The sequence below is a fragment of the Cryptocyanus atlanticus LEGE 06306 genome (genome assembly GCF_056633155.1).
This window is the reverse complement of sequence record NZ_JBSJOZ010000001.1, coordinates 213244-230192: the sequence shown is the minus strand read 5'-3', so window position 1 is coordinate 230192 and position 16949 is coordinate 213244. Positions and strand designations below refer to the sequence as shown.

Here is a 16949-nt window from a genome sequence, read left to right as displayed (position 1 = left end):
GGGCCTTCTGCTTGCCCAGTCCGGACAAGGGGGCGATCAGGGCCCGGGGCCGTTCATGGCACTGCCCCAGCTGCTGCGGGTCGGTCAGCCGATCCAGGAGGCGGACCGCGCCCTGCGACGGGCCCGCTGGATCCCTGCCCCCGCCGGCGCCCCCCTGCCGATGGAGCGAACCAGGGCGGGCAATCCCCTGACCAGCCTCTCGGGCTGCTCGGGCTCCGGATCCGGCTTCTGTCGCTACGACTATCGCCGCGGCGACGCCCGGCTCAGTGTGATCTCCGTGCCCGCCCCGGCCGGAGGGGCCGGGGGTGGACGGGTGCTGCGCTGGTCGGATGCCCGCACGGGCCGCACCTGGGGCCACACCCCTGGACTGGAGATGCCAGGGGACCGATAGGTTTGGGCGATCCGCACAGGGAACCCATGGGTTCAGGCCCCGATCCACGCCCCCCCTGGTTGAACTGGGTCTTCCTGCTGATCTTTCTGTGGAGCAGCTGGCAGCTGGCCGGATTCTGGTTTGAGCGCTTTCAGTGATGCGCGGATTCAGACATCGTCCAGGGCCTCCCTGAGGCGCCCGAGCAGGGTCCGGCGCGCCGCGGGAGCTGAGAGTCCGGCGTCCCGGGCTGCCACCACCCAGTCCCGGGCTGCCCCGATCAGGTCGTCGAGCTCATGGGCCCCGGCGCGGAGCGCCTGGAAGGCGGCGGTCAGCTCCTGGTCCTCGGCCTGGGAGGGATCGCCGCAGACGATGTACTGACGGCCGTCGCTCCCCGTGTACAGGAGGCTTCCCTCCGGTCCCAGCAAAGGGGCTGTGGCCGGAACGGCGAGCCCGGCGCCGGAGCGATCGCCGAACTCGGGATCCTGGGCGGGGTCGTCGTCGGGGAGGAGCATCATGGGGGACGGCAGGGAAGAACGCAGGCCGGACCTGCTCCGGGCAGGGATCAGGATCTCGGGGGTGGGGCTTCAGGGATAGGCGTTGGGAACGAAGAACTGCTCGTTCATGGGGGGCCGGATGTAGTCACTTCCACTCTTGCGTGGCGGCAGTTCGATCGCTTCGGGGGTCATGTCCTCGTAAGGAATCTTGCCCAGCACATGGCGGATGCAGTTCAGGCGGGCCCGGCGCTTGTCATCGGCCTCAACGGTGAACCAGGGGGCTTCCGGGATGTTCGTGTGGGAAAACATCTGATCCTTGGCCTTGGAGAACTCCACCCAGCGGTCGCGGGATTCGAGATCCATCGGACTGAGTTTCCAGCGGCGAGCGGGATCATCGAGACGGGAGCGAAACCTCAGTTCCTGTTCATCATCGCTCACCGAAAACCAATATTTCAGCACCGTGATCCCAGACCGCACCAACATGCGCTCAAACTGGGGACAGGACTGCATGAACTCATCCACCTGGGGTTCGGTGCAGAACCCCATCACCCGCTCCACCCCCGCCCGGTTGTACCAGCTGCGATCGAACAGCACGATCTCTCCCGCCGCCGGAAAATGTTCCACATAGCGCTGGAAATACCACTGGGTCTTCTGCTGGTCGGAAGGAGTGCCCAGGGCAATGACATTGCAGCCGCGGGGGTTGAGCGGCTCGGTGATCCGTTTGATCGCTCCACCCTTCCCGGCGGCATCACGCCCTTCGAACAGGATCACCAGTCGGTAACCGACATGCTTGACCCAGTACTGCATCTTGACCAGCTCCACCTGGAGCTTTTCAAGTTCCTTCTCGTAGAACTTTTTGCTGAGCTTGGCAGTGGGCTGAGGGAGATTGAGCTCGTCTTCGGATTCCCCGAGGAGGTGGGAGGGGTGGTAGCGGTCGTTCAGACCGTTGCCGAAGTGAGGAGCGTGCAGGGTGGCGGTGAGTCCGGATGTCTTGTCTCCGCCCCGTGCTTTGGCGTGTTTCTCGGCCTTGCCTTTCCCTTTGGACTTCTCCTTGCCTTTACCCATGGGGTCCGGCTCCAGATGCGTGGGGCGATCCTTCCCTTCTAGAGGAAGGTTCCTGGCCTTGCAGCCCCAGCCCGGCAGATTGTTGAGCCCCTGACATGCCGATTCCGTCGGGGGCCGCTTCAGGGGCCGTCGTGAGCCGCCAGAGAGCGGCCGGTGAAGCTGACGCAGAACCCCGCCTGGGCTGGCACCGCCGCCGCCCCCAGCCGTACCTCACCGCCGTGGCTGCGGGCCACCCGCTGGGCGATCGCCAGGCCGAGGCCACAGTGTCCATGCCCGCTGCGCGCCTCATCAAGCCGCTGGAAGGGCATCAGGGCCTGGGAGCGACGATCCGCCGCGATTCCGGGGCCCCGGTCCCAGACCTGCAGCTCGAATCCATCGACGTCCCACGGCCGCAGCAGCAGCCGCACCGGCGGCTCGCCGTAGCTCAGGGCGTTATCGACCAGGTTGGCCACCGCCCGACCGAGGGCGATTGGCTGGACCCGGGCGGTCACCGGGGTGAGATCCAGCTCAAGGGGCTGGCCGTCGTAGCGGGCCGCCAGCTCCGCCAGCAGCTCCGCCAGCGGCACGGTCACCGCCGCTTCCGCGGCACCGCCGCCGGCGAAGAGCAGGAACTGGCCGGTGATCCGCTCCAGGTCGTCGAGATCGGCCTCCGCCTTGGCCCGCCCCTGGGGATCCAGACCTGCCGCCGCCGCGCGGTCGCCGGGAACCGGACTGCCCAGCAGGGAGAGGCGAAGCCGTAGCCGGGTGAGGGGGGTCTTGAGGTCATGGGCGATGCCGGCCAGCATGGTGGCCCGCTCACTCTCACTGTCCTCAAGCCGCTCCAGCATGGCGTTGAAGTGTCGGGCCAGCTGGCGCACCTCCGGCGCGCCCCGCTGGGGCAGGGGTTCCGGCTGGGCCTCCAGTCCGACCCGGCCGAGGGCCCGTTCCAGCTGTTGCAGGGGTCGCTGCACTTCCAGCACCAGGAAGAGGGCACCGGCCATCACGCTGCCGCTGATCAGCGACAGCGTGAGCAGCAGCGGATCCGGGGGCCAGCCCAGCTGGGGCCGGATCGCCGCATAGAGCCACACGGGTTCAAGCGGTGAGGCGAGCTCGATCCACACCCCCCGGGCCTCGCCACGGCTTGGCACCACCTGGGGGCAGCGGGGCAGGCGACGGCACAGTTCCAGCTGGAGCTGATTGGCCTGGCGGTCCAGCAGCCCGTCGTCCCCCCGGCCCAGCAGACCGCGGCGCGGCGGCGGCGGTGGCGGCTGTCCCACCCCCAGCTGCAGGCCACTGAGCTGGGAGACGGTCGCCGGTGGGAAGCGCTCCAGGGTCAGCTCGGAGAGCCGGAGGTTGAGGGCCACCTGGGGACCCATCTGGGCGATCTGGGCCTGGCCCAGCCGGGTGCCCAGCAACGCCTGCAGCACCAGCAGGCTGGTGACCCATCCTCCCAGGAAGAAGCCCCCCAGGCGCAACAGCAGGGCGCCGGACCGCACGGAGGGCGCCATCGGTCAGCGGTTGCGCGGGGCGCCGTCGGGGACGAACACGTAGCCGTAGCCCCAGACCGTCTGCAGGTAGCGGGGCCGGCTCGGATCCGGCTCCACCAGCCGCCTCACCCGCGAGACCTGCACATCCATGCTCCGGCTGTCCGTGTCGCTGTCGGGCCCTCGCGCCAGCTCGATCAGCCGTTCCCGCGACAGGGGGCGATGGGGATGCTGGACGAATGCCGCCAGCAGACTGAACTCACCACTGGTGATGGTCACTGTTTCCCCGGAGCGCTGCAGGGTCCGGGCGGAGAGATCCAGCTGGTTGTCGCCGAAGGTCACCACCTCCCCATCCGCCAGGGGGGTGCCGGCCGGCAGGCAGGCCCGGCGCCGCAGCACCGATTCGATCCGGGCCATCAGCTCCCGGGGGAGGAAGGGCTTGGCCAGGTAGTCGTCGGCACCCTGCTCCAGGCCGATGATGCGGTCCACGGCCTCGCCCCGGGCGGTGAGCATCACCACCGGCAGGTCGTCACCGTTGTCCCGGAGCCGCCGCAACAGGGTCAGCCCGTCGTCGCCGGGCAGCATCAGGTCGAGCACCACCAGATCCGGCCGCTGGAACTCGAGACGGGCCATCAGCTGGCGCCCGTCGGTCAGGCAGCGCACCTCGTAGCCCTGGTCGGTGAGGGACGTGCCGAGGAGCTGGCGCAGTTCGGGGTCGTCATCCACCACCCAGATGGTGTGGGTCCGACTCATGGGAGGACGCGGCGGTTGAGCCGACTGTATGGAGCTGGGGCCAGGCCGCCCGCCCGGCGACCCCTCCGGGCCTGTCCAAACGTGTCCGCTGGCGCCATCAGTCCGATCCAGTCATCGATTGCCAACCGCCGCAGGGATCCAGTCATCGACCATCCACGGCCAGGTCCATAGGGTGACGCCATGGTCTCCCCCTTACCACCGGCGCCCAACCAGTCGTCTGGCCGGGCCATCGGAGCGTGGGCCGTTCTGGTGCTTCTCCAGGTCGCGGGCCCGCTGGCGGGCCCCCTGGCCGCCCAGCAGTCTCCGCAGCTGGAGCGCTACCAGCGCCGGATGGAAGCGTGGTTTCAGCGTCTTGATCGCAACCGCGATGGGCGGCTCAGCCCCGTCGAAGTGCGGGGAAACTCGTTTCTGGAGCTGAATTTTCAACGGCTGGATGGCGACAACCGCGGCTACCTGATCCCCGCCGATCTCGCCCCATCCCAGCGCCACCTCCTGGGGGAGCGGATCCGGGAAACCTTCCAGAACGCCGACCGCAACGGCAATGGGTCCTTGAGCCCGGCCGAGGCCAGAGCCTTCCCCTGGCTGCAGAAGCGCTTTGCGGAAGCCGATCGCAACGGTGATGGCGGGGTCACCCTGATGGAATTGTGGGACTTGCGCCGGTCCCTGGCTCCCCGCCGCTGAGCTCCGCCGCTGGGCGCCCCCTGTGCTCAGCGCTCGGACCGATCCGACGGACGGATGCGCACCACGGACCAGACCAGACGAGCGCAGCGGCCGGGCACCATCAGGGCGCCCCCGACTCCGGGCAGTGCCAGCCGCACCAGCCGGTACACCCCGTTGCCCAGCAGCAGCAGGGCCGAGATCGCCAGCGCCAGGAGGATGAGGATGCCCAGCATCTGGGCCACCCCGGTGATCAGCGTCACGACCCCGAGCCCGATGCGGCTGAGGCCGGCGATCAGGGTGCTGATCACCTCGCTGACGATCAGCAGCGAGTCGAGCCGTCCCGGCAGCTGCAGCAGGCCCACCAGCAGGCCCGCCCCCAGGCCGGTATTGAGCAGGGCGAACAGCACCTCCCGCCAGGGTGACGCCTTGCGGCGCTTGCGGGCGAACACGGTCCTGGGCCCGAGGGGGTGTCGAGCGGAGTCTCGCAGGCGGGTCATGGCTCGGGACCTCTCCTCTTCCCTGTGCTCTTAATCGAATGCGTGGCCGGCGCCGCGCATCCAGCGTTCGAACTCGATCAGGACCAGTTCGTTCGGGCAGTCCACCAGGCTCAGACCTCCCACGGTGCAGTCCCCCTGACCCCCGTGGTGCAGGGACAGGTGAAAATCCTTGCCGCTCAGACCGCAGACTTCGGGATCGCTGCGCACCACGACATCCAGGGAGGCACCGAGACGGATCACCCGGCGGCGGAGTTCGGACCAGGTCCTGCTCATCGATGCGGCATCGGGATCGTCGGGGCAAGCATGCGGGCTGATCGAAGCACGCTGGCCAGGCGTGCGTCTGATGCCATTCTCACGAGTGTGGCGCCTTCGGGCGTCCCGTCAACGCTGGGGCGAGACCCCTTCGGATTCCGCCGGGGCGGCCAACGGGGCCTCCGCCGGTGCTCCCGTGGGTTTCGGCAGGGGCACCATCAGGCTGACCGAGGCTGTCATCGCCAGGGCCGCCGCCCCGGCCAGTGGGGCGGCCAGCCGCTGGCGCAGCGGAATCCGCTCGCGGATCTCGCGGCGGGGCAGGGGACGATCCGGCGGCAGCGTGAAGCCCGCCTCGACCCGCGGATCCAGTCGCAGCAGATCCAGGCAACGCACCAGATCGGCCAGTTCGGCGTCATCGACGAGCAGCTCGAGGGGGGGGGTGTCGCTCTGGCTGCTGCGCAGGCGAATCCGATGGGCGGGAGTGGGGCCGTTCGAGGGTTCGATCACCACGGGATCCCCCTCCTGGCCGAAGCGTCGCGGCACCCCGCTGATCAGGTGCCGCGCGTAGGGAAGCACCACCACCAGCAGCGCTTCCAGGTGCTCCCGTTTCCCCTCCAGGGCCGGGCGTCCCACCAGGGCCAGCTCCCAGCCGGAGAGGATGCCGATCCGGTCCGGACCCTGGCCGGCCGACAGATCGGGCAGGCCCTCGACGCGAAGCCGGCAACCGGTCTGCTCGTAGCGGTAGCTGAGTTTCATGCCGAGGCATCCAGCAGGCTGGCCTTGAGGCGGGTGAAACCGCCGTTGCCGGCCCCGAAGGCCAGCCCCTGGATCAGATGGCGCCGCTGCAGCCGTCCCTCCAGCGGATCCAGCAGCTTCTGGACTCCCCCCCGGCGTGGATTGAAACGTTCGCGCACCAGTTCGTCGAGACGTCCCTGGAACAGGCTCCAGCGCTGGAGGCTGACCGCTTCGGGTTCCGATCCCGACAGCAGCTGGCGCAGCATCGGATAGAGCCGATCGGCCATCGCGCAGAGAAGCGTGATCAGTGCATCGGTCTCGGACTCGCTCAGGACACCCCGTCGGCAGGAGAGTCGCAGGGGGTTGTGGCAGCGCCGTTTCCACAGCTCGACGCGGTTGGGGAAGATCGCCCCCAGCCCCAGCTGTCCGGCCATCCAGACCATGGCTTCCCCGCCGTTGAGATCAAGGGCCTCCACGCTGAGCAGCATCAGATCGAGCCGCTCGAGGCCGCGGCGGGAAAGCCGCGCGGGTGGGCTGGGGTCGGTGCGAATGTCGTCGGGCATGGCTGCGATGATGCCAGCGCCCCAGCCGATCCGTCATCCGATCGCCGCCCCATGGCCACCACTCCGGCTCCGGCCGCCCCGCTTGAGCCCCCCGATCTTCGCGGCATGGTGCGGGAAATTCCTGATTTTCCCAAGCCCGGCATCCTCTTCCGTGACCTCACCCCGTTGATGCGCGATCCGCGGGGCTGGCGGGAGGTGATCCGCCAGCTCAGCCTGGTCTGCGACCGCCTGAGCCCCGACCTGATCGTCGGCATCGAGTCCCGGGGATTCATCGTGGGCACGGCCCTGGCCACCGTGCTGGAGCTGGGCTTCGTTCCGGTCCGGAAGCCGGGCAAGCTTCCCGGTCCGGTCCGCGGGGTCGACTACGCCCTCGAGTACGGCACTGATCGCCTTGAGATCCAGCACGACGCTCTCCACGGATCGCCCCGGGTGCTGATCGTTGACGATCTGCTGGCCACGGGCGGCACGGCGGCGGCCTGCGCGGAGCTGGTCGCCCAGGCGGGAGGGGATCTCTGCGGCTATGGCTTCGTGGCTGAACTCGCCGCCCTCAAGGGCCGCCGCCGGCTGAGCGGGGACCATCCGGTCGAATCGCTGATCGTTTATGGCTGAGGCCCCTGGCCCTGCTGTTCCTGCCAGCTCAGCACCTCATCCAGCTGATCCAGGCTGATCAGCCCGAAGCGCCAGAGGATCACCGGCAACGGCGCCTGCTCCAGCTGGGCCTGCTTCAGCCCGAGCTCCAGGGCGTTGTCGCTCAGACCCAGGTCATGGCGCAGGTGGCGCACCAGGGAGGCGGAGGGCACCGGCTGGGGAGAGGTGCTGTGCACCATGGGGACGGGCGGGCCATGAACCGGTGGCCCCTCACTCTGACCAGCGACCGTTGAGACGGCAAGGACCCAGGGTCATGGAGCGAAGCAGGAGCCGCCGCAGGGCTGCCGAGCGCTGCAGCAGGCCCAGGGCCAGCCGGCGCAGACCGAGGGGCAGGGTGCGGCGATTGGAGAAGAGGCGCACCAGCAGATCGGTGCTGAGCAGCGTGAGCAGCACATCGGCCCAGCGTCCCCTGGCGTAGGTCCGGGCGACCGCCGAGACCGCCAGGCGACCGCCCACGGCCTGGGCCGCCTGGCGCTGGAGCTGCGCGACATCCCGCCAGCAGAGGTTCAGTCCCTGACCGCCGACGGGATGGCACCGGTGGGCGGCTTCCCCCAGCAGCACGGTGCCTCCCCGCTGAAAGCCTCGCGCCAGCTCGAGCGCCACCGGGAAGGCCCGGGGTGTGTCGAGCAGCGCCTCCGGCTGCAGCTGGTCAGGCAACACGGCGGCCAGGGCATCCAGGAAGGCGGCCGGTTCGAGGCTTTCCAGCCGGCGAAGGCGGGCGGGCGGCGCGCTCCAGACCACCTGGGCCCGGTCCCCGCCGAGCGGCAACAGGGCGAAGGGTCCCTCGCGGCGGAACAGCTCCCAGGCCTGGTCGGCTGCGGAGCCCCGCAGCCGCACCTGGGCCGTGAGGCAGCTCTGGTGGTACGGCAGGCTCCAGCAGCCGATCCCGACCCGCTCCCGACTGGGGGAACGGCTGCCGTCGGCAGCCACCAGCAGGTCGACGGATCCTGCTTCACCGGCCCTTCCCAGCGCCAGCCGAACCGAGGGATGCTCGCCCAGGTGACGCAGCAGGACCTCGATCAGGGGGCGATGCTGCAGCACCCAGCCCACCGCGGCGGCTCCGGGGACCTGGCGGGCCGCCGCTCCCAGGTCGGCCGGGCCGAAGGGAACCGAGCGGTGCAGCTCCAGGTCGCAGAGTTGGAGTTCGCGGAAGGGAATCAGCGCCTGGCCCAGGGCATCCCAGAGCCCGAGCCGTTGCAGCAGGAGGCGGCTCGAGTGTGTGAGGGCATAGGCGCGGCTGCGACCGGCGAGTTGCTCGGAGGTGAGCGGATCCTCCAGATCCACCTCCCAGCCGGCCTGGGCCAGGGCGAGGGCCGCCAGGGCGCCGGTGGGGCCGGCGCCGCAGACACGGGCCCGGGGCGGACAGCCGCTCATGGCCCCCCGTTGGTGTGCGGAACGGGGCCTTGGCCGGAGGGCATACGGAGTGGGCACGAAAAAGCCGCAGCAAGTCTGCTGCGGCACGGAGGGGTGATGGGACTGAAGCGGGTCAGCCGATCCGGCCAGCGCTTCAACCGATGCCGAGCAGGCCGCGGGTGAAGGCCTCGCCGCCGAGGGCGACTTCGGTGGCGAGCAGGGCGATGAATCCGAGCATGGCCATGCGGCCGTTGAGCCGCTCGGCGCGCTCATGGAATCCCCAGCCGTTCTCGGGGCTCACCACTTCCATGCGGGGCTCGGTGGCGAAGGCGTTGAGACGCCCCCCGTCCTCGGTGGTGACGGTGGCGCCCCGGATGGCGGCGCGCTCAGCGGCGGTGACGGGAGCGGTGGCGGTGGCCTGGGCCATGGGGATCTCGCGGGGTGTGAACAGACTGTAACGCATTGTTGCGGAACATGAAGCTCCCGTCGCGATTCCGGCGGGTCAGCGCAGCCGCCGCAGGCAGATCTCCTCGAAGGCCGGTCGCAGCAGATAAGGGTAGGGACCCACCCAGGTCTTGAGCTGGGGGATCCAGCCGTCGGTGAGGGCGCCGATGCGGGAGAAGTCGGGGCGTTCGCTCAGCACCAGGCAGCGCAGCACCATGCCCGTCCGGATGGTCTTGTGCTTCTTCTCCATCGGGAAGCGCAACTGGCCCAGGTAGCCGTCCTCGTCCTCCAGTTCGAGGCACAGCCAGGTGCGCCGGTTCTCCACCAGTTCCAGCCGCCCCCGGTTGTCGGCCTGCTCCTTGCGGTCCTCCACCAGTTCCTTCGTGAACAGATCGGCGATCGTCCCCTCGAACAGGGCCGCCTTTGGGTAGCGCCGCAGGGTGGCGTTCTTCCTGCCGGCCTCCAGGATCGGGCCCCAGAGCACGTAGAGCAGAAACACGAAGCCGGCCACCAGCCAGACCGGCCCGAAGCGGTAGGAGAATTGGCTCTGGGCGATCAGCAGCGCCAGCACTCCGCCGATCACGGAGATCAGCACCCGCTGCAGCACCCTCTGGGGGTTGCCGCTGCAGAAGCTGAACTGGGGGCCGCTGGCCACCGCCGGAATCAGCCGTTGCAGCTCGCCGGGTTTGAGGGGAATCAGCATCGCTCAGGCTCCTGGGGCCATGGTCACAGCAGCCGTTCCAGGCCGTAGATCAAACCCTCGAGACGGCGCACCTTTCGCACCGTCAGCAGCACGCCCGGCATGTAGGCCGAGCGCTCGATCGTGTCGTGGCGGAGCGTGTAGGTCTCGCCGGGGGCGCCGAAGAGCACCTCCTGGTGGGCCACCAGGCCGGGCAGGCGGATGGCGTGCAGCCGGAGACCACTCTCGCGGCGACCGCCGCGGCAGCCGCTCAGGCTCTCGTGTTCCTCCACCCCTGGGGGGTTGAAGGGTTTTCCCAGCTCCTCCATCATCTCGGCGGTCTTGAGGCAGGTGCCGCTGGGGGCGTCGGCCTTGCGGTGGTGGTGGAGCTCCGTCAGTTCGGCGAAGTCATAGAAGCGGGCGGCGGCGGCGGCAGCCTGCTGCAGCAGCACCATCCCCACCGAGAAGTTCGGAACCACGGCTCCCCCGATGCCGGCCTTGGCGGCGAAGATCGCCAGATCGTTCAGCTGGGCAGGGCTGAGGCCGGTGGTGCCGATCACCGGGTGCACCCCGTAGGCGATCGCGGCGCGGGTGTGCTCGTAGACCACCGAAGGATGGGTGAAATCCACCAGCACGGCCCCCCGGCCCGGCCCGTCCGAGCGCACCGCCTGGCTGGCCTGGCAGAGACATCCCTCGAAATCGGCGGTGATCGCCACCTCCAGCTCCCCCAACCCCAGCTCCAGCCCCAGATCAAGCCCCTCCTTGCCGGGAGTGGTGTCAATGGCCCCCAGCAGGCGGCAGTCGGATGCGGCCAGCAGGGCCCGCACCACCTGGTCCCCCATGCGCCCGAGCGCGCCGGCCACCACCACCGGGATCGGGGCGTGGGCGTCTGCCGCCGCCGGCTCATCGCGGAGTGGGGACGGGTCGGCGCTCATGGGGGCTGGCAGTGTTCCTGGGCCCGAGCCTATGGCGGCGATTCCGCTGCGGCCGGAGGGTCGGTGCACGAGCCCCCCGGGCCTGTAACGCCTTGGCGCTCGGGGCGGCGCCGCCTGGCGGGGTTCCGTAGGCTGCTTCATATTGCTCAAAGCCAGCGCCGATGTTCACGCAGGTCCGCTCCGCCAGCCGCCGGGTCAGCCCTGCCCAGTGCGCGGCCCCGGCCGGCAGTGAGGGGCGGGCGGTGATGCGGGCGGTGTACGTGGTGCTTGAGCCCCAGTACCAGAACGCTCTCACCCAGGCGGCCAACAGCCTCAACGGCCAGAACAGCGCCCTGGCCGTCGACCTCAGCGGCTACCTGATCGAGGAGTTGCGCGATCCGGAGAACTACGCCGCCTTCTGCGCCGATGTGGCTGAGGCTGATGTTTTCATCGCCTCGCTGATCTTCATCGAGGACCTGGCCCAGAAGGTGGTGGAGGCGGTGGCCCCCCACCGCGACCGGCTCAAGGCCGCCGTGGTGTTCCCCTCCATGCCGGAGGTGATGCGGCTCAACAAGCTGGGCACCTTCTCGATGGCCCAGCTGGGCCAGAGCAAGAGCGCCATCGCCAGCTTCATGAAGAAGCGGAAGGAGGCCAATGGTGCCGGCTTCCAGGACGCCATGTTGAAGCTGCTCAACACCTTGCCCACGGTTCTGAAGTATCTCCCCGTGGAGAAGGCGCAGGATGCCCGCTCCTTCATGCTCAGCTTTCAGTACTGGCTGGGGGGAACGCCGGACAACCTGCGCAACCTGCTGTTGATGCTGGCCGATAAATACGTGTTCCCCCGGGGGGATACCGGCCGGCCCGCCCTCAAGGTGGCCGAGCCGGTGGTGTTCCCGGATCTGGGCCTCTGGCACCCCCTGGCGCCGGAGATGTTCGAAGACCTCAAGGACTATCTCAACTGGAGCGCCAGCCGCGCCGATCTGAGCGAGAAGGCCAGGTGCGGTCCGGTGATCGGCCTGGTGTTGCAACGCAGCCACATCGTCACCGGCGATGAGGCCCACTACGTGGCCGTGATCCAGGAGCTGGAATACCGCGGCGCCACGGTGATCCCGGTGTTCTGCGGCGGGCTGGATTTCTCCAAGCCCGTGAAGGCTTTCTTCTACGACCCCCTGAATCCTGAGCAGCCGATCGTGGATGGGGTGGTGAGCCTCACCGGCTTCGCCCTGATCGGCGGCCCGGCCCGCCAGGACCACCCCCGCGCCATCGAAGCCCTCTCAAAACTGAACCGGCCCTACATGGTGGCCCTGCCGCTGGTGTTCCAGACCACCCAGGAATGGGAGGAGAGCGATCTGGGCCTCCACCCGGTCCAGGTGGCCCTGCAGATCGCCATCCCCGAACTCGATGGCGCCATCGAACCGATCGTGCTCTCTGGCCGCGATGACGCCACCGGCAAGGCCCACACCCTGCAGGACCGGGTCGAAGCAATCGCCGAGCGGGTGATCCGCTGGGCCTCCCTGCGCACCAAGCCCCGCCTCGACAAAAAGCTGGCCATCACCGTGTTCAGCTTCCCGCCCGACAAGGGGAATGTGGGCACCGCCGCCTATCTCGATGTCTTCGGCTCGATCCACCGGGTGCTGGAGGAGATGAAGCGCAAGGGCTACGACGTGCAGAACCTGCCGCGCGATTCCAAGGCGCTGATGGAAGCGGTGATCAGCGATCCCGAAGCGCTCCAGGGCGCACCGGAGCTGGCCATCGCCCACCGCATGAGCGTCGAGGAGTACCAGCGGCTCACCCCCTACTCCGAGCGGCTGGAGGAGAACTGGGGCAAGCCCCCCGGCAACCTCAATTCCGATGGCACCAACCTGCTGATCTACGGCCGCCACTTCGGCAATGTGTTTGTGGGCGTGCAGCCCACCTTCGGCTACGAGGGCGATCCGATGCGGCTGCTCTACTCCCGCAGCGCCAGCCCCCACCATGGCTTCGCCGCCTATTACACCTATCTGGAGAAGGTCTGGGGAGCCGACGCGGTGCTCCACTTCGGCACCCATGGCTCGCTGGAATTCATGCCCGGCAAACAGATGGGCATGAGCGAAACCTGCTACCCGGATTCGTTGATCGGCGCCCTGCCCAATCTCTATTACTACGCAGCCAACAATCCCTCTGAGGCCACGATCGCGAAACGGCGGGGCTACGCCGCCACGATCAGCTACCTCACCCCACCGGCCGAGAACGCCGGCCTCTACAGGGGCCTCAAGGAGCTGGGCGAACTGGTGGGCTCCTACCAGCAGTTGCGCGAGAGCAGCCGGGGGGTGCAGATCGTCAACGCGATCGTGGACACCGCCCGCCTCTGCAACCTCGACAAGGACGTGACCCTGCCGGAGCTGGATGCCAGCGGGCTGGATCTCGACGGCCGCGACGGCGTGGTGGGGGCGCTCTATCGCCAGCTGATGGAGATCGAGAGCCGGCTGCTGCCCTGCGGCCTGCACACCATCGGCAAGCCCCCCACCGCGGAGGAGGCGATCGCCACCCTGGTGAACATCGCCGCCCTGGAGCGGGAGGAGGAGGGCTACCGCAGCCTGCCGGCCCTGCTGGCCGAGAGCATCGGCCGCACCATCGAGGAGGTCTACCGCGGCAACGACGCCGGCGTGCTGGCCGATGTGGAGCTGAACCAGCGGATCACCGAGGCCTGCCGCGCCGCGGTGGCCTCGATGGTAAGGGCGGTCACCGGCAGTGATGGCCGGGTGGATCTCAAGGGCCGCTTCGGCTGGTTCTTCGCTCTGTTGGAGCGCTTCGGCTATGAGCGCCCCAGCCCCTGGCTGAGCTCCTGCCGCGGCTCCGGCTTTGCCGCCGTGGATCCCGCCCAGCTCGACACCCTGTTCGGCTACCTGCGCTTCTGCCTCGAGCAGATCTGCGCCGACATGGAGATGGAGAGCCTGCTGCGGGCCCTCGATGGCGAATACGTGATCCCCGGCCCCGGCGGTGATCCGATCCGCAACCCCGGCGTGCTGCCCAGCGGCAAGAACATCCACGCCCTCGATCCCCAGGCGATCCCCACCCGCGCCGCGATCGCCGCCGCCAAGGTGGTGGTGGACCGGCTGATCGAGCGCCAGACGGCCGATCTGGGCAGCTGGCCTGAAACGATCGCCTGTGTGCTCTGGGGCACCGACAACATCAAGACCTACGGCGAATCCCTCGCCCAGATCCTCTGGTTCATCGGCGTGCGCCCGGTGCCCGATTCCCTGGGCCGCGTCAACAAGCTGGAGCTGATCAGCCTCGAAGAGCTGGGGCGGCCCCGCATCGACGTGGTGGTGAACTGCAGCGGCGTGTTCCGTGACCTGTTCATCAACCAGATGGGCCTGATCGACCAGGGCGTGAAGATGGCGGCTGAGGCCGAGGAGCCTCTGGAGTTGAACTTCGTGCGCAAGCACAGCCAGGAGCAGGCAACGGCCCAGGGCATCAGCCTGCGGGAGGCGGCCACGCGGGTGTTCTCCAATGCCAGCGGCAGCTATTCCTCGAATGTGAACCTGGCGGTGGAGAACAGCACCTGGGAGGAGGAGGGTGAACTGCAGGAGATGTACCTCTCCCGCAAGACCTTTGCCTTCAACGCCGACAATCCCGGAGAGATGAACCAGAATCGGGGCGTGTTCGAGTCGGCGATGAAAACCGCCGATGTGACCTTCCAGAATCTGGATTCCGCCGAAATCTCGCTCACCGATGTGAGCCACTACTTCGATTCCGACCCCACCAAGCTGATCGCCGGCCTCCGTGACGACGGCAAGGCCCCCACCAGCTACATCGCCGACACCACCACCGCCAACGCCCAGGTGCGCTCCCTGAGCGAAACGATCCGCCTCGATTCCCGCACCAAGCTGCTCAACCCCAAGTGGTACGAGGGCATGCTCAACTCGGGCTACGAAGGGGTGCGTGAAGTGGCCAAACGACTCAACTTCACCCTGGGCTGGAGCGCCACCAGCGGCGCCGTGGACAACTTCGTGTACGAAGAGGCCAACGACACCTTCATCAACGATCCGGAGATGCGACAGCGGCTGATGGAGCTCAACCCCCACAGCTTCCGCCGCATCGTGGGCACCCTGCTGGAAGTGAACGGCCGCGGTTACTGGGAGACCTCAGACGAGAACATCCAGCAGCTCCAGGAGATCTACCGGGAGATCGAAGACCGAATCGAGGGGGTCACCGCGGACTGACCCCCGGCTTCCGGCTCAGGAGCCGTTGCTTTCGCCATTGCCGTTGTCCCTCTCCGGTGAACCCTGCGAGGTGGCTTCGATCAGGGATCCGAACTGGGCGAACACCTCGGCTTCGGTCAGATCGTGCGTGGAATCGGCGAAGCTGTAGTAGCTCGGTTTCCTGTCGATGAAGACCTGCGCTTTGAACTGGAAGCCGATGTCGGGTTGGAACAGTCCCGCCGGCACGAAGTGTTCGCCGCTGGGGATCAACCGGTACACGATGTGGCTTCCGCAGGTGGAGCAGAAACCCCGCTCCGCCCAGGCCGAAGAGCGGTAGGTCGTGAGGGATTCCTTCCCCTCGATCGTGAGCTCCGAGCCGCAGGCGATCATCAGGGCCGGTCCGCCCCCCCAGCGCCGGCACATGCTGCAGTGGCAGGCGTCGAGGCTGGTGTGGTCGGGAGCGGTCACCGTGACGGCACCGCAGAGGCAGTGACCCTGCATGGGGGGTGGGGAATAGGGGTTCTCCGAGGCTGGCAGCCCTCAGCGGGTCCGCACGATCGCATCCACCATCCGTGATGTCTGCACGATCGGCCCCACGTCGTGGACCCGCAGCACATCGGCACCGGCACCGATCGCCTGGGCGCAGACCGCGGCGGTTCCCCAGACCCGGGCCCGGGGCCGGGGCTCCTCCAGCACAGCGCCGATGAAGCGTTTGCGGGAGGGCCCCACCAGCAGGGGGAAGCCCTCCTGCCGGAGCGCCGCCAGCCCCCGCAGCAGGTCGAGGTTGTGCTCGGTGGTCTTGGCGAACCCCAGGCCCGGATCCCAGATCAGCTGATCCGCCCGCACGCCGGCCGCCAGGGCGGCGCCGGTGGCCCGCAGCAATTCCTGACGCACCTCCTCCACCACATCGCTGTAGACGGCCAGGGCATCCATGCTGCGGCTGTCGCCGCGGCTGTGCATCAGCACATAGGGACAGCCCGCGGCGGCCACAACGGCCAGCAGCCCCGGGTCACGCCCGCCTCCCACATCGTTGATCCAGTCGGCCCCGGCCGTCAGGGCCGCCTCGGCCACCGCGGGTCGGAAGGTGTCGATCGAGAGCAGGGGGCGAGCGGCAGCTGGCATCTCCGCCAGCAGCCCAGTCAGCACCGGCATCACCCTGGAGAGTTCCTCGGCACTACTGATCTCGGCGGCGTCCGGGCGGGTGCTCTGCCCGCCGAGATCCAGGAGATCGGCGCCCTGGCGTGCCAGGCGTCTGGCCTGCCGCAGGGCCCGATCCACCCGATTGAAACGACCGCCGTCACTGAAGGAATCCGGCGTGACGTTGAGCACGCCCATCACATAGGTGCGAGCTCCCCAGTTCAGGGAAGATCGTCGGGGAAGGATCACGTCGCGGCAGGTCGTCATCCGGGGGAGAGTGGCCTGAAGGAGCGGACACCGTTCGAGCGGTGACGCCATCATCGTCCTGCCGGCTCCCCACTGGGGAGGGCCTCCCCTCAGCCCGATGGTCCCCACGGATGGGATGGCCCGAGGTTACCTGGGGACAGGCCAATCGATCCTCGGCGGGAACCTGGCGAGGATCCTGATGGCCTTCAGCAGTAGGATCCCTGTCCCCCCGGAGGCGGGCCTGGGCTGCTCGCGAGCGTCTGGGCCCGATCCAGCCGTGCAAGGGGGATCCGTCGATGGCCGCTCCGCCGTCACTCCTGTTGGATCCGCGGACGTGGTGCGATCGATGGGCAGGAGTGGAAGTGCACATCAAGAAGGCGCAACAAGCGTGAGCAAACTCACACAAGATGTGGAGGCGAGGGGCAGCATCTGCAGCGGAATAGGCGACAGGCATCCACCCATTCACAGACCGTCATGCCTGGAACCCGATAC

At 68.5% G+C, this 16949-nt stretch carries 19 protein-coding genes; 4 read left to right on the top strand and 15 right to left on the bottom strand.

Features of this window, described 5'->3' with window-relative positions; genetic code table 11:
• Positions 1-55: 55 nt before the first annotated feature.
• On the top strand, positions 56-391 hold the full coding sequence (locus tag ACWJI7_RS01175) for a hypothetical protein (protein WP_479934614.1): 336 nt from the start codon (positions 56-58) through the stop codon (positions 389-391).
• A gap of 146 nt (positions 392-537) precedes the next feature.
• Here the strand turns inward: ACWJI7_RS01175 and ACWJI7_RS01170 are convergent, their stop codons facing one another.
• From ACWJI7_RS01170 to ACWJI7_RS01155, 4 genes are all read right to left on the bottom strand, one after another.
• Complete coding sequence (locus ACWJI7_RS01170; RefSeq protein ID WP_479934612.1) at positions 538-885, bottom strand: hypothetical protein; 348 nt, start codon at positions 883-885, stop codon at positions 538-540.
• A 69-nt stretch (positions 886-954) separates the two neighbouring features.
• Entirely contained in the window at positions 955-1929 is a 975-nt protein-coding gene (ppk2, locus tag ACWJI7_RS01165; RefSeq protein WP_479934610.1) for a polyphosphate kinase 2, read from the bottom strand.
• A gap of 119 nt (positions 1930-2048) precedes the next feature.
• Complete coding sequence (locus ACWJI7_RS01160) at positions 2049-3416, bottom strand: ATP-binding protein (RefSeq protein WP_479934608.1); 1368 nt, start codon at positions 3414-3416, stop codon at positions 2049-2051.
• A 3-nt stretch (positions 3417-3419) separates the two neighbouring features.
• On the bottom strand, positions 3420-4145 hold the full coding sequence (locus ACWJI7_RS01155) for a response regulator (RefSeq protein ID WP_479934607.1): 726 nt from the start codon (positions 4143-4145) through the stop codon (positions 3420-3422).
• 180 nt (positions 4146-4325) lie between these two features.
• On the opposite strand from ACWJI7_RS01155, the gene ACWJI7_RS01150 reads away from it, so the two are divergent.
• Positions 4326-4826: an EF-hand domain-containing protein gene (locus ACWJI7_RS01150; RefSeq protein ID WP_479934605.1), complete on the top strand. Its 501-nt coding sequence runs from the start codon at positions 4326-4328 to the stop codon at positions 4824-4826.
• A gap of 26 nt (positions 4827-4852) precedes the next feature.
• On the opposite strand, the gene ACWJI7_RS01145 is transcribed toward ACWJI7_RS01150, so the two are convergent.
• The 4 genes from ACWJI7_RS01145 to ACWJI7_RS01130 form a co-directional block, all read right to left on the bottom strand.
• Complete coding sequence (locus ACWJI7_RS01145) at positions 4853-5302, bottom strand: hypothetical protein (RefSeq protein ID WP_479934603.1); 450 nt, start codon at positions 5300-5302, stop codon at positions 4853-4855.
• 30 nt (positions 5303-5332) lie between these two features.
• Positions 5333-5575 (bottom strand): hypothetical protein, encoded by a 243-nt coding sequence (locus tag ACWJI7_RS01140; RefSeq protein WP_479934601.1) that lies wholly within the window; start codon positions 5573-5575, stop codon positions 5333-5335.
• Between the two features lie 108 nt (positions 5576-5683).
• On the bottom strand, positions 5684-6310 hold the full coding sequence (locus ACWJI7_RS01135) for a DUF4335 domain-containing protein (protein WP_479934599.1): 627 nt from the start codon (positions 6308-6310) through the stop codon (positions 5684-5686).
• Entirely contained in the window at positions 6307-6852 is a 546-nt protein-coding gene (locus ACWJI7_RS01130) for a DUF3038 domain-containing protein (protein ID WP_479934598.1), read from the bottom strand. Before ACWJI7_RS01130 ends, ACWJI7_RS01135 begins: the two co-directional genes overlap by 4 nt.
• Before the next feature lie 51 nt (positions 6853-6903).
• On the opposite strand from ACWJI7_RS01130, the gene ACWJI7_RS01125 reads away from it, so the two are divergent.
• Positions 6904-7461 carry an adenine phosphoribosyltransferase gene (locus ACWJI7_RS01125; RefSeq protein ID WP_479934597.1) on the top strand — a complete coding sequence of 186 codons (558 nt, stop codon included), beginning with the start codon at positions 6904-6906 and terminating at the stop codon, positions 7459-7461.
• Here ACWJI7_RS01125 and ACWJI7_RS01120 read toward each other — a convergent pair.
• The 5 genes from ACWJI7_RS01120 to dapB form a co-directional block, all read right to left on the bottom strand.
• Positions 7452-7679 carry a DUF2949 domain-containing protein gene (locus ACWJI7_RS01120; protein WP_479934596.1) on the bottom strand — a complete coding sequence of 76 codons (228 nt, stop codon included), beginning with the start codon at positions 7677-7679 and terminating at the stop codon, positions 7452-7454. The two genes, ACWJI7_RS01125 and ACWJI7_RS01120, sit on opposite strands and share 10 nt — an antisense overlap.
• 31 nt (positions 7680-7710) lie before the next feature.
• Positions 7711-8874, bottom strand: a complete 1164-nt coding sequence (locus tag ACWJI7_RS01115; RefSeq protein WP_479934594.1) for an FAD-dependent monooxygenase — start codon at positions 8872-8874, stop codon at positions 7711-7713.
• A gap of 133 nt (positions 8875-9007) precedes the next feature.
• On the bottom strand, positions 9008-9280 hold the full coding sequence (locus ACWJI7_RS01110) for a high light inducible protein (protein ID WP_479934417.1): 273 nt from the start codon (positions 9278-9280) through the stop codon (positions 9008-9010).
• Between the two features lie 75 nt (positions 9281-9355).
• Positions 9356-10000, bottom strand: coding sequence for a hypothetical protein (locus ACWJI7_RS01105; RefSeq protein WP_479934592.1), 645 nt, complete (start codon positions 9998-10000; stop codon positions 9356-9358).
• Between the two features lie 23 nt (positions 10001-10023).
• Positions 10024-10911, bottom strand: a complete 888-nt coding sequence (gene dapB, locus ACWJI7_RS01100) for a 4-hydroxy-tetrahydrodipicolinate reductase (protein WP_479934591.1) — start codon at positions 10909-10911, stop codon at positions 10024-10026.
• A gap of 161 nt (positions 10912-11072) precedes the next feature.
• Here dapB and ACWJI7_RS01095 point away from each other — a divergent pair, with 161 nt between their 5' ends.
• Entirely contained in the window at positions 11073-15095 is a 4023-nt protein-coding gene (locus ACWJI7_RS01095) for a magnesium chelatase subunit H (protein WP_479934589.1), read from the top strand.
• 15 nt (positions 15096-15110) lie between these two features.
• On the opposite strand, the gene ACWJI7_RS01090 is transcribed toward ACWJI7_RS01095, so the two are convergent.
• Entirely contained in the window at positions 15111-15575 is a 465-nt protein-coding gene (locus ACWJI7_RS01090; protein ID WP_479934587.1) for a GFA family protein, read from the bottom strand.
• 39 nt (positions 15576-15614) lie between these two features.
• Positions 15615-16478 carry a dihydropteroate synthase gene (folP, locus tag ACWJI7_RS01085; RefSeq protein WP_479934585.1) on the bottom strand — a complete coding sequence of 288 codons (864 nt, stop codon included), beginning with the start codon at positions 16476-16478 and terminating at the stop codon, positions 15615-15617.
• Positions 16479-16949 lie beyond the last annotated feature (471 nt).